This is a genomic window from Massilia sp. DJPM01, from assembly GCF_030348125.1.
Taxonomy (GTDB): domain Bacteria; phylum Pseudomonadota; class Gammaproteobacteria; order Burkholderiales; family Burkholderiaceae_D; genus Telluria_A; species Telluria_A frigida.
In genome coordinates, this window is record NZ_JAQOZV010000094.1 from 1 (window position 1) to 13,637 (window position 13,637).

The following is a 13,637-nucleotide window of genomic DNA, read 5'->3' on the forward strand; positions in this document are numbered from 1 at the left end:
TTAGCAAGCGGCGTGGTTGACCGTCACCACATGAATCGCCAGCCCGCCGAGCGAGGTTTCCTTGTACTTGTCCTGCATGTCGGCGCCGGTCTGGCGCATGGTTTCGATCACGTCATCCAGGCTGACGAAGTGGGTGCCGTCGCCCTTGAGCGCGAGCGAGGCGGCGGTAATCGCCTTGATCGCGCCCATGCCGTTACGCTCGATGCACGGAATCTGTACCAGCCCGCCAATCGGGTCGCACGTCATGCCCAGGTGATGTTCTATGCCGATTTCGGCAGCGTTCTCGATCTGTTCATTGCTGCCGCCCAGCGCCGCCACCAGCCCGGCCGCGGCCATCGCGCAAGCCACGCCCACTTCGCCCTGGCAGCCGATTTCGGCGCCCGAGATCGAGGCGTTCTTCTTGCACAGCATGCCGATGGCGGCCGACGTGAGCATGAAGTCGCGCACCCCGCGCACCGGATCGCTCGGACGGCAATCCTCGGCGTAGTAGCGCAGTACCGCCGGAATGATGCCGGCCGCGCCGTTGGTCGGCGCCGTCACCACCCGTCCGCCGGCGGCGTTTTCTTCGTTTACCGCCATCGCATACAGGCTGACCTGGTGCAGCGCATCGTGCGGCAAGTCGTTGGCGCGGTTGTCGCCATTCTTGGCGTCGAGCGCCTGCTTCCACAGGTTGGCCGCGCGGCGCTTGACGTTCAGGCCACCGGGCAGCTGCCCGCCGGTCACCAGGCCATGCGCGATACAGTCGCGCATCACCTGCCAGATCTTGTCGATGCCGGCGTCGAGCGCCGCGCCATCCATGCGCGCGCATTCGTTCGCACGCAGCATTTGCGGGATCGACAGGCCACTGCTGCGGCCGTGCGCGAGCAACTGGTCCATCGTGTCGAAGCTGTAAGGAATCGGCGCGGTGCTCTCGCCATTGCTCTGGCGCGCCTGCGCTTCGCCGGCGGCGTGAATGAAGCCGCCGCCAACCGAGTAGAAAATCCGTTCGATGACGCTGCCGTCATCGAGCTTGAGCGTGAAGCGCATGCCGTTCGGGTGCTCGGGCAGCGAAGAGCTCTTGTGCCAAATTAGGCCGGTGCGGACCGAAAACGGCACTTCGTGGGCGCCCAGCAGCTTGATCACGCCATCGAGTTCGGCTTCGGCCAGCATGTCTTCGACCCGCTCCGGGTCCACGCCCTGCGGCGTTTCGCCCATCAGGCCGAGGATGACCGCCTTGTCGGTCGCATGGCCCACACCCGTCAGGGCCAGTGAGCCATACAGCGCCGCTTCCACGCCCACCGCATGGTCCAGCGGACCGCATTCGACCAGAAAACGCCGCGCCGCCACCATCGGCCCCACGGTGTGGGAACTCGACGGCCCGATGCCGATCTTGAATAGGTCGAATACGCTCATGTCCATCAGTTGCCTCTTGTATGTTTTTTATGTGGTGTGTGTCGGTGAAACAAATCAGGCAGCCTGGGTGAGGCTGACGTCGATATTGGCCAGCATGTCGGCAACCAGCTGGTCGAGGCCTACCTGCGCCTTCCAGCCCCAGTCGGCCGTGGCCACGCTGTCGTCCAGGCTTTGCGGCCAGCTGGCGGCAATCGCCTGGCGGCTGTCCGGCTTGTAGCCGATCTCGAAGGCCGGCAAGACGCGCTGGATTGCTGCCGCCAGTTCGCCCGGATTGAACGATACGCCGGCCACATTATAGGCAGAACGCACTGCGATTTGTCTAGATGGGGCATCCATCAATTCGATGGTGGCACGGATCGCGTCGGGCATGTAGATCATCGGCAGCGTGGTGTCGGGGCCGAGGAAGCATTCGTAGCGTTCGCCGCGCAGGGCCGCGTGGAAAATCGCGATCGCGTAGTCGGTGGTGCCGCCGCCCGGAGGCGATTTGTAGCTGATGATGCCGGGATAGCGGATGCTGCGCACGTCCACGCCGTACTTGGTGAAGTAATACTCGCACAGGCGCTCGCCGGCCAGCTTGCTGATGCCGTAGATGGTGGTCGGGTCCATCACCGTGTACTGCGGCGTGGCCTTGGGCGGCGTATTCGGGCCGAACGCGGCGATCGACGATGGCCAGAACACGCGCAGCGGCTTGCCCGCTTCGCCGCGTTCGCGCGCCACTTCCAGGATGTTGAGCAAACCATCCATGTTCAGGGTCCAGGCCTTGAGCGGCGCCTGTTCACCGGTAGCCGACAGCAGCGCCGCCAGCTGGTAGACCTGGGTGATGCCTTCGCCGGCCACCAGGGCCGCCAGGCGCGCTTTATCGAGCACGTCGAGCTGGGTGTAGCGCGCCGCCTTGTACACGTTGTTCGCGCCGATGTCCGAGGCGATGACGTTGCCGGCGCCATGCTGCTGCGCCAGCGCGCCGACCAGTTCACTGCCAATCTGGCCGTTGGCGCCGATAATGAGAATGCGTTCCATGTGCTTGACTTCCGTATTATGAGTGTTCTTGATTCTTGAGAATGCCCAGCTCGCGCCCGGCCTGTTCGAATGCCTTCAGTACCGTGTCGAGCTGTGCGCGCGTGTGCGCGGCCGACAGCTGCACCCTCACCCGCGCCTGCCCCATCGGCACCACCGGGTAGAAGAAGCCGCTCAGCAGCACGCCCAGCTCGTACATGCGCGCCGCGAAGCGCTGCGCCACCGGTGCTTCGAACAGCATCACCGGCACCACCGGATGGGTGCCCGGCTTGATGGTGAAGCCGATGCGCTCGATCTCCTTGCGGAAGTAAGCGGTGTTTTCGTGCAGGCGGTCGCGCAGCTCGGTCGACTTGGAGATCCGCTCCAGCACCGACAGCGAGGCGCCGGCAATCGATGGCGCCAGCGTGTTCGAGAACAGGTAGGGACGCGATTTCTGGCGCAGCGTGTCGATCACTTCCTTGCGCGCGGCGGTAAAGCCGCCCATCGCGCCGCCCAGGGCCTTGCCCAGGGTGCCGGTGATGATGTCGATGCGGCCCATGACGTTGTGGTGTTCGTGCGTGCCGCGCCCGGTCTTGCCCATGAAGCCGGAGGCGTGGCATTCGTCGATCATCACCAGCGCGCCGTATTTGTCGGCCAGGTCGCAGATTTTATCCAGCTGGGCGATGGTGCCGTCCATCGAGAACACGCCGTCGGTGACGATGACCTTGTGGCGCTTGCCGGCGGCAATGGCGGCCTGCAGCTGCACTTCCAGGTCGGCCATGTCGTTGTGCTGGTAGCGATAGCGCCCGGCCTTGCACAGGCGGATGCCGTCGATGATCGAGGCGTGATTGAGGGCGTCGGAGATGATGGCGTCGTTCTCGTCGAACAGCGGCTCGAACACGCCGCCATTGGCGTCGAACGCGGCCGCGTACAAGATGGTGTCTTGCGTGCCGAGGAAGGCCGAAATGGCCTTTTCGAGTTCCTTGTGCACGGTCTGGGTGCCGCAGATGAAACGCACCGACGACAGGCCGTAGCCGTATTTTTCGGTGGCCTCGATCGACGCCTGCTGCGTTTGCAGGTCGCCCGACAAGCCGAGGTAATTGTTGGCGCACATATTAATCAGGGTGCGGCCATCGTCGGCCACCACTTCGGCGCCCTGGCGCGACGCCAGCACGCGCTCCGGCTTGTACAGGCCCTGTTCGCGAAGCGTGTCCAGGTTGTGCTGCAGGCCGCTGAAAAAGGCACTTTTCGCTTGCTCGCTCATCATTATTCCTCGTCATGTGGTTGCCGGCTTGACCGACTGTTGGACTATGCTGTACCGTGTTCCGGACCGCACGGATTCATCCGATCCGTTAAATTCCGTTATGTCGAACACAAATTCAATATAATGGATATTACCCAAGGCGAGTGAACTTGGCAAGCCTCGCTTTGCTTATATGTATGGAAATTTTTTGTTTGATCACCGTTCCGAAAACCCGATGAAACCACCCGTATCGAGCAATTCCCCCCCTGAAGTAGGCGCCACCTTGCAACGCTTGCGGCTGGCGCGCGGCCTGACCCTGGAGGACTTATCGCGGATCGCCGGCGTGTCGAAATCCATGTTATCGCAAATCGAAAGGGAGAAGGCAAACCCCACGATCGCCATCACCTGGCGTCTGGCCAACGCCCTGGGCGTGCCCATCGGCGAGCTGCTGTCGGCCGAAACGCGCCCGGTCGAGACCATCCGCGTGCTCGACGCCCACGAAACGCCGACCCTGCCCGGCACCCACGCCGGCTACGTGCTGCGCATCCTGGGACCGATGGACCTTGCTGGAAAGTACGAATGGTATGAGCTGACTTTGGCGCCGGGCGGGGAACTGGCGTCGCAGGCGCACGATCCGGGCACCTGCGAGCATATGACGGTGCTGCACGGCAGCATGGAACTGGAAGTGGGCAGCGACAAGAAGAAAATCAAGCTGGGCGGCACGGCGCGCTACCCGGCCGACCAGAACCACGTGATCCGCAACGCCGGCAAGACCGAGGCCAAGGCCTTGCTGGTGGTGGTGCACCGCTAGAGGCGTCATATCCGCGCAGGCGCAAATCAATTGCCGCCCGGCGCGGGCAGCACCGAGCGCCCGAGTTGCGGACAGGCTGGCCGTTCACCGGATACCTGGCTTCAATCACGTCGCCGATGACGAAATCGGCACAGCACCCCGCGCCTGTTGTTATTTTAAAACTTTCGGCCGGAATGTGCGGCCCGCTTATCGAACGCGCGGCGGCGAAGGCGAATCGGCGTTCACCGGCACAATTCCTTGCGCACTGCGCCGAGCCCCTCAACTGCGGCACCTCTGCTTTCACCTGCACGGCAATCTCCCCCATAAAAGACGCGCCCCCCATCCAAGCGTGGGAGGCCTCACTACCCCACACAGTCGAGTGAGCGGCACAAGTTATGGGAAGGATAGGAAGTACCGACTGTCGGCGGCCAACCATATATCGTATTTTACCTAGGATTGATAATTAAATAGCCCTGGAGAGCCACCAATGCCGCGCCTATGACGAATGCGGACGTCAAAATTAGTGCAGCAAGCCCAGGTCGGTCCTTGGTAATGGTGAAATGCAACACAAGCGTGACAATAGCGATAAGTACATTTAACAGTACCAAACTTCGACCAGTGGCCGTGTTAACTTGGTGCCACAGCACAGGATCCGCCAAGGTTTTTGCGGTCCTAAAACCACTAATAGGATTTGGCGGCACCTTCCCCTGCCATAAAGGCAGCGACAGTAGAAATCCCATGATCGCAGTTAACAGGAATGATCCGCTAACTATCCACTTTACAAGGTTTTAACTTTCCATTTCCAGCCCCCATTCTAATCACAAAACCAAAGCGATTGACGTTTTTCATCATTAAAGTCCATCACATCAACATTACCGCTTCCATGTTGAACAAATAAGCTAAAGTAACATAAATGCGTACCTCCCACCTGTCGGGAAATTCTCTCTAACCCGTCTCTTATTTCTTCTAATTTGCTAGACTGACCACCAATAGCAGCCGTGTAAGCTAATCCTTCAAACATATAAGAGCCTCTTGAGAAATTTGCGTGCCCAACGCTCGTTATCAAAATATCCAAGCGCAACTGTTCCGCCACGCGCCGAAAATCTTGCATAGACGTCGGCAAGTAACCATCAGAAAAACACGTTCCAATAATCTGCGCTTTTCCCTGCTTGGCGAGGCAGCGACACGCAGGCCAGCGCGATCGGCAGGCGGTCCCAGACCAGGCGCGTGTCGTCCGGGGCAAGGTGGTACCACGAGGAGCCGAAGGCGGTCAGCCCGATGAGCAGGAAGCCGAGATTGGACAGCACGTCGGCGGCGTTGGCCAGGCTGGACAGCGAACGCGCGGCGGCGAAGGCGAATCGGCGGTAACCGGCACAACGGCGAGACGAGCCGAGGTCGCCCTGGAAAGTGCCCGTGTTGAAGGCCCTTTTTTGCGCACATTTTGTTGCGCACTGCGGCCTTCCCTCAACCACGGGAGTTTGCGCGTTCTATACATGCCTGCCTCCATGCAGGATCAATGACGATTTTTTCAATTCACGATCCGAAACTATTGTCCCCTGATCCAAAAGGATGACGCGATCCGCTGAGTCGATCGTCTCCTGGCGGTGCGCTACTATGATCCGGGTAATACTGAGCGCTTTAAGCGCGGTGTTGATCTCGCCTTCACGGGCAACGTCCAGGTGTGACGTTGCTTCATCGAGCACCAGAATCTTGGGACGCCGATACAGCGCCCTTGCCAAAAGCAACCTCTGTTTTTGGCCGCCAGACAAGCTGCTTCCCATGTCCCCTATGAGCGTTTCGGCGCGCAGCGGCATTTTCATCACGTCGTCTATCATTGCTGCTTGGCGCAGACAAATCCAGACACGCTCCATTTCAATCTCTTCGTCAAAAAACGCCACATTATCCGCGATCGTCCCTGCCAGAAGCTCGTCGTCCTGCATAACCACGCCCAGCGCGCTCCTGACTGATTTCGGCCCCCACCAAGACAGCGGCCGACCGTCCACTAATACTTCACCCTGTGTCGCCGGATAGAGCCCGCATAGCACCTTGAGCAACGTTGATTTACCCGCTCCCGATGGACCTACGATAGCAACATATTCGCCATTCTTCACGGTAAACGAGACTCCTGCAAAGACGAACGGCTCTCTCAAACCGTATGAAAACCCCAAATTCTTGAATTCAAGCTCGCCAAGTATAGGCGGCTGTCCGGCAACAGGGGCATCAATACCTTCTTCCTTTGGAGTCAGAACGATATCGGCAAGTCGGTACGAATACATATCAGTCATGCGCCAGTTGATTACCTGGTCAAATAATGCCCCGGCCTTTTGGGTGAACTGGGTTTGGTACGATAGCACCGCATAGAACAAACCAACGCTCATTTTTCCTTCCAAGACGGCACTCGCGCCAAGATAAATCAATACAACTCTTACCAGTCCTTCGACCACCCCTTGGATGGTAGAGAATGACACGTTCGCCAGAGCAGTTTTCTGATCGCATTTGACCGTCAAGGCAAATTTGTTCGCCCAGTCACCCTCACGTTCGTTCTCAGCGCCCATGACTTTTAGCGTTTGTATAGCGCGAACGCTCTCTATACGCTTACCGTTCTCGACTATTCGTGCCATAAGCGCGTCCATACCCAAGCGAATACTCAACGGTAAAGCTCCTAGACGAATCGCGACGAACATTGCAAACCCGCCGAGTACAATCCATGCAAGCACAGGCGAAAGCACGAACATGAGAATCAATGTTGCGATAGCGAGAACTCCGTCCACAAGCACCGCAATCAAGGCACCCGATAGCAAGTCTCTGACGTGTGCGATGGAATCGAACCGTGAAAGAATATCAGCCAGTTTCCGTCTTTGATACCAGGGGAGCGGTAGTCGTATCATGTGCCGGAAAAGGCGCACCGTCATATCCCAATTCAGCAATGCGGTCAGCCTCGTGACAACGATGCCGCGAAGGAGGGTTGCGACCCAATTGAAAATGCAGAGAAACCCGAAGCCCATCGCCAACACGGCGAGAATATCCTTATCACTTTTGTGCACAGCCTGATCAATGGCAAGCTGAAGAAAAAGCGGTGCTGCCAGAATATAGCATTGCAACATTAATGACAAAATCAAAATATGGATTAACGGCCCATACATCTCCGGAATCAGGCGAAACCAAGAGCTGAGACTAAGCGGACTCCGTTCTTTCCGTTTAACGAACTCTTTCGTCTCGGTTATCTCAAGCGCCACGCCGGAAAATTTACGTGATACTTCGCTCGCACTTAGTTTGACTTGCCCAACCGCCGGGTCGTGAATATGAAATCTATTCCCCTTGACGCGCTCCAGCACAACAAAGTGCTTTAGCTCCCAATGAAGAATCGAAGGTGTTTTTAGGTCCGCCAATTGGTCAACCTCACAGCGTACCGCCCTGCCCGCCATTCCTAGATCGGCTGAAATTTCCCTGACCTCCCTCAACGTCATACCACGTGAGGAAACGTGATACTTCTGACGCATGGTGGCAAGCTCAATTCGAGCCCCGAACTGTTTTGCTGCAATGGCGATGCACGCAAGCCCGCACTCTGCCGTTTCAGTTTGTCGCATAAGAAAATGGCCTTAAATGAAAGGGGATCGGATTTCCGATCCCGCTAAAGCGCGGCATAACCTCCCCGGTTAGGGGGGGGGAAGGAAATTATGGGCGCGCAGTGCCGGCGACAAACATCAACGCGGATCTGAGCGATCGCGATAATATTCCCGTGTAAGTATGCTTATAACACTGCTCTGGTCCGTTTCTTTCAAGCCATGATCGTTCACGATATTGCCGTCGAATTTAAGCTCAAACAAATATGCAATTGGTTTGGAAGGTCCGGTCACAGGAATCTCCACGCCCCAAAAATTTGCCTGAAGCACATCTTTCACGCACGTAAACGCGAACACGCCCGCCAAAGGCTTGTTTAGGAAGGTTTGGCCGAAATTTGAATTAGTTACGTCCACGGCCTGTTTTCCCTGGCGCAGGAAGAATTGAACCTTACTCGTATCGCGAGAAATTCGCATCTCGTATTTTTCGTTATTGCATTCGCCGCTGTAGACGATTGTCTGCCCCTTGGCTGCGACCGGGTGCCCAGTGGCAAGGATCGTAACAGGAGGCGGGAGTTGCGCGACGCTTTCTGCGGCCACGGCAATAAATAAGACAGTAAATAAAAACGATTTTTTCATAAAATTTCCCAAATAATATTTTTTAGGTACGAACCTGGCTGGCAGAGCTAAGGCCCGCTAGATTATTCAATATTCCCCAAAAATCTTGCAGATACCCTTTGATTTCTAATGGCTTGAAGATTCGAAAAATGAATTAAATAGCGGGCCTTAACTTAAGGCCACTTGAACGACTTATCTGCATTGACGTTCGGCCCGACCCATTTAGGATTTTTATAGGCGTCCCGGTCGTATTCATAGACGCCGCCCGTTTTTATATCTGCTATATATACCATCAAGTTCAGGTCTGCTGCCGGGTGCTTGCGGACCATGTCCGCATATTTATAATCATCAGGCGACGGCGTAGTTTGACTGTAATATTCTGATGCCGGATGAGTGTGGATATAGCCGATGATCTTTTCACCTTCTTTTGGCTGATAACTCATTTTGACTCAATTTGATCGCCGTGTTGGATCGCTGTACTTCCGATGGTCCCGTCTGGGTACCGGATGATAATCGAGCCGTGTTCGATCTTGTTGTCGTAAGTCATGAAAGTCATCATCCAGTACGCGGTTAGCACCGCCACGTTCCGAACATCATTCATATTCACCCAGGCAGGAACATGAGCGGGGAGGGGGCTGGAATGTGTAGGCCGTGGCTCCGGTTGCTCCTCCGCTGTTGGTATGTAAGACGCCGGATGCGATGCTTCGCCGCCTCCGGAATACCCACCGTTGAACCCGCCAGGATACCAAGTGCCAACCCCACCGCCAGGATCAGGGTCAGGGTATCCAATCACTTCAATGATTGGCATCTCGGAATAACCACCCGCAACGAGGTCCAATGCTTCATCTGATATCAAACGCATGATTTTTCCTTCTCAAATTTTGATTTCGTCCTGATTGTTAGGACGGAAATTGGTAAACGACTTGAATTCGTCGGTCGGCTAAGGATCAATAAAGCACACGGGATCGAAATTGTGGAGCAGTACCGGACAGCGGCTTACGTCGCTGCCGCTCATGGAAAATTGGGACATGAGAGCCACCAGTAACTTGGCATCATCGGCCGGATTGGTGGATGCGACAACAACTTGCAGAATTATCGAACCACGAAACTTAGCGCGCAATTGGCGAAAATGTAGTAGTAATTCCTCCTTTCTATGAGCCTTTACAAAAAAGGATATTGCCCCTATTTTTGGACTGGCGTCGTCAGTTAAATCCGCCAAACTGGTAAGAGCAAAGTCGATCGAGCAGTAATCGGAAAGCGCTTGTGCTATCTGTAGAAGGTATTTCAGGAACCCATCATTCACACTGACTTTTTCTTTGCACTCCATAATGTTTGAAACTGAGATCAGATAAGGGGGGAAGTTGTTAATTCCTGATCGCAGAGTGCCACCTCTGACGCGCTTGACTAAGTCCAGTACCCTCGCTAAGTCGCTGTCAGATTCCTCAAGGTTTCGGATTTTTAAAAACTCGAAATACGATTCGAGCAAATCCAGCAAAAGCGCAATTAACTTTCGGAAGTCACCGTACTGACACGCCGCACCGAGGCATTCTTCGTATGCGCCTGATGTTGCAATTGTGAGTTCTGCTAAGGGAATGTAGTGAAGCGGCTCTGCACATACAGCGGTGAGAGAAAAGTTAAATATTAGGCGGGCGGCTCTGCCGTTACCATCGGTATATGGATGTGAGGTCAGCAATATTAGGTATAGATTCAGTTCGTTGTAAATGGCCGGGCCATCATTACAACTTGATAAAGAAGAGAATACGGGGTCTTCTGGCATCGGTGGGGAGATAACCATCCAGTCGTGCCACGCAATCGCCATATTGAATGTTCTGAGGGGTTCATGTTTTCCGAAAAATAGATAACGGATTTTTGCGCCCGCTTCGTACAAAGAATCACTGGGAGAAACGATGCCTTCCCGCATAATTTTCTGGAAGCATGCAATTTCTTGCGTCATGCTTAAACTGCGTCTTGCTCGGCATCGCACCATGTCAGCTATCGAGCTTCTTACAATGACCTCTTTGCGCGGACTAAAAGCGAAATGGGAAAGCTGCTCGTAAGTTGGCTGTTGTTGATTAAGAGCGCCGCACAAGAGATTCTGCACCTGCTGAAATCGCTTCCGAATTCGCGGGTCCAAGCTTTTCCATTTTGGAGGAACGTAGAGTTTTCCCGGAATTTTCATTGTCACTCTCCGACGTCAGATCGCCCGCTTTTTCATTGCACGTAGTGGTTCCAATATCCACTGGAATAGGGTCTGCTCTTCCAGAATAAGATCGGCGCTAAGCCGCATACCGGGCACGAGCCGCCAATCCCTTCCGTAAGCGACGATTGTCGGCTCGGCAAGTGACACACGAATTCGAAACAACTGTTCGTTGCCCGAAGATGACCCTCCCATCTCGGCTGGCAGCAGTGGAGTTCCCGAAACTTCGCGAACCACCCCATGACCCATCCGAAGGTCTGGTATGGGAAGGCGTCATACATGAGGCGAACCTTGGCACCTGGTTGAACAAATCCCACCGCCTTCGACGGCGCCCACAGTTCAACTTCGAGCTGGCTGTCTGATGATGTAGTGGCTGTTGTAGGAACGATCACGGCCAGCGTTTGTCCAGGGCTGACGCTAGTGCCAGCACGCGGCTGCAAGGCGGTCACGATGCCGTCAATCGGAGCGATCAGCCGACCTGTATGCTGGGCCTCAAGACTCACTCCGCGCTCATCCAGCTGGGCCTTGAGGTTCGTCGCCTCTGATCTCGCCAAGTTGGCCTCGGCGTGCAACCTGCCGATCTGGGCGCTCACCTGAGCAAGCTGGCTGCGCTGCAATTCTGTTTCACGCTCAGCCAGGGCAATCTCATGCTGCACGGCCAAATAGGCATCGTCATGCTGTCTGCCGGCGGCGGCTGACACCATTCCCGCATCAAGCAATTTTTGGTTGGCGCTTACGTTCTTGGCGTGCAGGAGTCTGCGTTCTTCGAGGATTTTTTTGGAGGTGCCCCGCCGTGCGAGGTCAACACTCAACCCGTCTCGGCGTGCGGTCAATTCTTCAATTTGCATCGCTAACTGCTGCGTCCGAGCGGTCGCGTTCATTTCTTGAGCTTGTCGCTGAATCGCTTGAATGGACTTCAGGCTGGCGACAAGGGTATGGCCGCTTTCAAGAACCGGATTAGCCGAGATTGCAATCAGTTCCTGGCCGGCCTTTACATGCTGACCTTCACTTACCAGCACGCGGTCGGCAATTCCGTTCAGTTGCGAAACGATTCGAAACGAGCCCGCGCTGGGCGTGATCTGCCCAGAGACTGTTTCCTTGCGCGCATAGCGCGCCGTAACAAGAAATGTGGCGATCACTACCATTACGATCACAAGAAACGCGGTCAGCACTGTGGCACTCATCGCTAGGGGCTTGACCGGCATACCCAACCGCTGTTGAGAGGCGTGCAAGGCGTCCTTGCGAAACAAGTCCTCAAGCAATAATGCAGTGGGCTTGCTGGCCTGCTCAGGATGCGTCGATATCATTTTGATTCTTCCGTGGTAATTACAAAGGCACACAACAGAGCGGTAATGGTAGGCGCGGCATTTTCTCGGAACCTGATCAGGCTCAATTTGGAACACGGAACTAAATTCATATTTCGACGTCTGGACCCTAATCGAACTCTGCCGTACCTATAAGATTTATAGTGATGTCCGATGGCACTTGACCTCGAAAAATAGTCGATAGAAAACAAAAAGCCGGGCTTACCCGGCTCTGCTTAGTTCGCTTGCACGCGCAGTTCGCCCCGTCTAAATCAGGCCCCAGCGAATGGCCTTAACGGCGGCATCTACCTTATTTCGAGCATGAAATTTTTATCGAACTGCCTCCATATGCTTATCGATGGTGGCTTTTGTCACATTAAGCCTATCCGCGATCTGATGAGAGGTCAGTCCAGTGCTCACCAATTGCAGAATTTCGGTTTCACGCTCGGTGAGCGCCGCAAGCTCATGTATAGCCTCGGCGGGGGCTATATGCCTGACCATTCCGGTGTGGGCGATTTGAGCAAGCCAGGAAAGCTGCGGTAGTTTTAGAGCTAGCTCAGATTGCGAAAATTGTGTGCGGTCACGACCCAAGGAAAGCATTGAGCAATGTCCATATCGATCCCATACGCTCTGTGCGAATCCAACGCGTAGTCCGAAGGAGTCGGCGTCTTCCCAAAACTCGGGCACAAGTTTCTTAGTATTCGACCAAAGAAGCGGCTCTATCGATGTCAAGCCATGTTTGACGGTCGGATCGTATGCGCGGCAATTCGCCCCGTCTAAATGATGCCCAAGCGTATCGCCCTGGCGACTGCGTCTATCTTATTCTCAGCATGAAGCTTAGACCTGACCGCGTCCATGTGCTTGTCGGAGGTGTGCTTTGTCACCCGAAGTCTATCCGCGATTTGTTGAGACGTTAGTCCGATGCTCACCAATTGAAGTATCTCACGTTGACGTGTTGTGAGTATCGGAAGCTTATCTATAAGTTCGGGAGGGATTATGTGCCTGACCATGCCGGCATGAGCAATTTGAGCCAGCCACGCGAGTTGCGGTAGTTTCAGAGCTAATTCCGATTGGGAGAATTCGGTGCTGTCGCGACTCAAGGTAAGCATCGAGCAGCGCCCATGACTATCGCATAGGCTTTGTGCGACTCCCACGCGCAATCCGAATGAAGCGGCGTCCTCCCAAAACTGGGGCGCAAGGTTCTTGGTCGTTGACCAAATAACTGGCTGTATTGAAACCAAGCCATGTTTAACTGTTGGATCGGACGCGATGTAGTTGTTTTGAGAGTAGCGCGCCAACCATTCCGGAGGGTAGGTAGAAACCATAACTATCTGCTCATTTCCCAAGGCGACGTCAGGCTTCAATGCCCAAGTCACTGTCTGCATACCAAGGCGACGCGCCTCTTCCTGCAAGACTTTGAGCCCCTCCTCGCTGCTGGAGGCAGTCGCGATCTCATGCATTAAATCTTCATAGATTTGCATAATTCCTCTACCGTCTTTGATTCAAAACAACGTAAAAAAATCAGTTGAGCTTGCCACCA

General features: G+C 55.3%; 15 protein-coding genes and 1 pseudogene. 1 reads left to right on the plus strand and 15 read right to left on the minus strand.

The window, feature by feature from the left end; translation table 11 throughout:
- From PO883_RS32605 to kbl, 3 genes are read right to left on the minus strand one after another with little or no spacing between them, the layout of a single operon-like run.
- On the minus strand, positions 1-1,398 hold the full coding sequence (locus PO883_RS32605; protein ID WP_289313484.1) for an L-serine ammonia-lyase: 1,398 nt from the start codon (positions 1,396-1,398) through the stop codon (positions 1-3).
- A gap of 48 nt (positions 1,399-1,446) precedes the next feature.
- Positions 1,447-2,409 carry an NAD-dependent epimerase/dehydratase family protein gene (locus PO883_RS32610; RefSeq protein ID WP_289313485.1) on the minus strand — a complete coding sequence of 321 codons (963 nt, stop codon included), beginning with the start codon at positions 2,407-2,409 and terminating at the stop codon, positions 1,447-1,449.
- A 16-nt stretch (positions 2,410-2,425) separates the two neighbouring features.
- Entirely contained in the window at positions 2,426-3,649 is a 1,224-nt protein-coding gene (gene kbl, locus PO883_RS32615) for a glycine C-acetyltransferase (RefSeq protein WP_167087206.1), read from the minus strand.
- Positions 3,650-3,863: 214 nt separating this feature from the next.
- Between kbl and PO883_RS32620 the strand changes: the two genes are divergently transcribed.
- Positions 3,864-4,439: a helix-turn-helix domain-containing protein gene (locus PO883_RS32620; protein WP_289313486.1), complete on the plus strand. Its 576-nt coding sequence runs from the start codon at positions 3,864-3,866 to the stop codon at positions 4,437-4,439.
- Positions 4,440-4,864: 425 nt separating this feature from the next.
- Here the strand turns inward: PO883_RS32620 and PO883_RS35310 are convergent, their stop codons facing one another.
- From PO883_RS35310 to PO883_RS32675, 12 genes and pseudogenes are all read right to left on the minus strand, one after another.
- Complete coding sequence (locus PO883_RS35310) at positions 4,865-5,158, minus strand: SdpI family protein (protein ID WP_373890130.1); 294 nt, start codon at positions 5,156-5,158, stop codon at positions 4,865-4,867.
- Positions 5,159-5,232: 74 nt separating this feature from the next.
- Positions 5,233-5,439, minus strand: coding sequence for a hypothetical protein (locus PO883_RS32625; protein WP_289313487.1), 207 nt, complete (start codon positions 5,437-5,439; stop codon positions 5,233-5,235).
- A gap of 109 nt (positions 5,440-5,548) precedes the next feature.
- Entirely contained in the window at positions 5,549-5,725 is a 177-nt protein-coding gene (locus tag PO883_RS32630) for a hypothetical protein (protein ID WP_289313488.1), read from the minus strand.
- 180 nt (positions 5,726-5,905) lie between these two features.
- Positions 5,906-8,005 carry a peptidase domain-containing ABC transporter gene (locus PO883_RS32635; RefSeq protein ID WP_289313489.1) on the minus strand — a complete coding sequence of 700 codons (2,100 nt, stop codon included), beginning with the start codon at positions 8,003-8,005 and terminating at the stop codon, positions 5,906-5,908.
- 117 nt (positions 8,006-8,122) lie between these two features.
- The gene (locus tag PO883_RS32640) at positions 8,123-8,617 is read right to left on the minus strand and encodes a hypothetical protein (RefSeq protein WP_289313490.1); all 495 of its coding nucleotides are present in this window, start codon (positions 8,615-8,617) and stop codon (positions 8,123-8,125) included.
- Positions 8,618-8,769: 152 nt separating this feature from the next.
- On the minus strand, positions 8,770-9,039 hold the full coding sequence (locus PO883_RS32645; RefSeq protein WP_289313491.1) for a hypothetical protein: 270 nt from the start codon (positions 9,037-9,039) through the stop codon (positions 8,770-8,772).
- On the minus strand, positions 9,036-9,458 hold the full coding sequence (locus PO883_RS32650; protein ID WP_289313492.1) for a hypothetical protein: 423 nt from the start codon (positions 9,456-9,458) through the stop codon (positions 9,036-9,038). The genes PO883_RS32645 and PO883_RS32650 overlap by 4 nt, the downstream gene beginning before the upstream one ends.
- 78 nt (positions 9,459-9,536) lie before the next feature.
- On the minus strand, positions 9,537-10,775 hold the full coding sequence (locus PO883_RS32655) for a hypothetical protein (protein WP_289313493.1): 1,239 nt from the start codon (positions 10,773-10,775) through the stop codon (positions 9,537-9,539).
- Positions 10,776-10,807: 32 nt separating this feature from the next.
- Positions 10,808-12,196, minus strand: coding sequence for an HlyD family efflux transporter periplasmic adaptor subunit (locus PO883_RS32660; RefSeq protein WP_289313494.1), 1,389 nt, complete (start codon positions 12,194-12,196; stop codon positions 10,808-10,810).
- A gap of 231 nt (positions 12,197-12,427) precedes the next feature.
- Entirely contained in the window at positions 12,428-12,598 is a 171-nt protein-coding gene (locus PO883_RS32665) for a LuxR C-terminal-related transcriptional regulator (RefSeq protein ID WP_289313496.1), read from the minus strand.
- A 15-nt stretch (positions 12,599-12,613) separates the two neighbouring features.
- Positions 12,614-12,862, minus strand: a pseudogene (locus PO883_RS32670) (autoinducer binding domain-containing protein); the annotation flags it as partial.
- Positions 12,863-12,873: 11 nt separating this feature from the next.
- Positions 12,874-13,578: a LuxR family transcriptional regulator gene (locus PO883_RS32675; protein WP_289313495.1), complete on the minus strand. Its 705-nt coding sequence runs from the start codon at positions 13,576-13,578 to the stop codon at positions 12,874-12,876.
- Between the last annotated feature and the right edge of the window lie 59 nt (positions 13,579-13,637).

Coding starts and splice junctions, on each gene's coding strand:
- PO883_RS32675 (WP_289313495.1), bottom strand. CDS start 13,578: ATGCAAATCTATGAAGATTTAATGCATGAGATCGCGACTGCCTCCAGC.
- PO883_RS35310 (WP_373890130.1), bottom strand. CDS start 5,158: ATGGGATTTCTACTGTCGCTGCCTTTATGGCAGGGGAAGGTGCCGCCA.
- PO883_RS32640 (WP_289313490.1), bottom strand. CDS start 8,617: ATGAAAAAATCGTTTTTATTTACTGTCTTATTTATTGCCGTGGCCGCA.
- PO883_RS32655 (WP_289313493.1), bottom strand. CDS start 10,775: ATGAAAATTCCGGGAAAACTCTACGTTCCTCCAAAATGGAAAAGCTTG.
- PO883_RS32635 (WP_289313489.1), bottom strand. CDS start 8,005: ATGCGACAAACTGAAACGGCAGAGTGCGGGCTTGCGTGCATCGCCATT.
- PO883_RS32625 (WP_289313487.1), bottom strand. CDS start 5,439: ATGTTTGAAGGATTAGCTTACACGGCTGCTATTGGTGGTCAGTCTAGC.
- kbl (WP_167087206.1), bottom strand. CDS start 3,649: ATGAGCGAGCAAGCGAAAAGTGCCTTTTTCAGCGGCCTGCAGCACAAC.
- PO883_RS32610 (WP_289313485.1), bottom strand. CDS start 2,409: ATGGAACGCATTCTCATTATCGGCGCCAACGGCCAGATTGGCAGTGAA.
- PO883_RS32665 (WP_289313496.1), bottom strand. CDS start 12,598: ATGGTCAGGCATATAGCCCCCGCCGAGGCTATACATGAGCTTGCGGCG.
- PO883_RS32620 (WP_289313486.1), top strand. CDS start 3,864: ATGAAACCACCCGTATCGAGCAATTCCCCCCCTGAAGTAGGCGCCACC.
- PO883_RS32650 (WP_289313492.1), bottom strand. CDS start 9,458: ATGCGTTTGATATCAGATGAAGCATTGGACCTCGTTGCGGGTGGTTAT.
- PO883_RS32645 (WP_289313491.1), bottom strand. CDS start 9,039: ATGAGTTATCAGCCAAAAGAAGGTGAAAAGATCATCGGCTATATCCAC.
- PO883_RS32605 (WP_289313484.1), bottom strand. CDS start 1,398: ATGGACATGAGCGTATTCGACCTATTCAAGATCGGCATCGGGCCGTCG.